This is a genomic window from Fusibacter bizertensis, from assembly GCF_029914245.1.
GTDB lineage: Bacteria > Bacillota > Clostridia > Peptostreptococcales > Acidaminobacteraceae > Fusibacter_C > Fusibacter_C bizertensis.
Window position 1 is genome coordinate 1 of sequence record NZ_JARYZI010000040.1, and the last position, 643, is coordinate 643.

Genomic DNA, 643 nt, shown 5'->3' on the forward strand with positions numbered 1-643 from the left:
AGGCGTTAATTCACCAGTATCACGGTCAACAAGCATCGATGTAGTGCCAGCCCAATCAACTTCGATTAGTTCACCCGGTTTTCTAGGAATGTGCATCGTAGCGCGTTTGACTTCTGCATGTTTTCTGTAAATCTGGCAAAACTGAGAGTACATGAGTGGAAGCTGACCTTGAACACGACAGTCTTCACAATATTCATTCCAAAGCAACTTCAGTGAAACACCACTTTTTAGCAGTTCTTTGTGAATGTGTTCAACGTCCGGTTCCTTACGAGGTTTCTCATAAGCGGTTTTTTTGAAAAATCTTTTGTGCAAGTCAGAGTCTGTAATATCAGCTGGCAATGGCCAAGCAAGCTCTAACTCAGCAGCTCGCGTAAGAACGCTTCGCACAGTATTTCGCGAGCAACTCAGACTTTGGGCAATGCCCGTTTTGTTGATTCCAAGGCTGTTGAGTCTAAGAATCTCTCTGTATTGGGTCATAGTAGACCTCCTCAATTTATTTACGCTTTTTAGCGTATGAGGAAACTATACCCAAATATTACTTTAAGTCAGGGTGGTCAATTTCGATCGGAACAAGTGATCTAAAAAATCATACTCAATGGTCTATCGCATCGGAATGAGTGGTCATTTTGGTATGGAATACTCA

Annotated in this window: 1 pseudogene; it reads right to left on the minus strand. The window is 42.1% G+C overall.

Features of this window, described 5'->3' with window-relative positions:
* Positions 1–477 (minus strand): annotated as a pseudogene (locus tag QE109_RS17605) (IS21 family transposase); the annotation flags it as partial.
* Between the last annotated feature and the right edge of the window lie 166 nt (positions 478–643).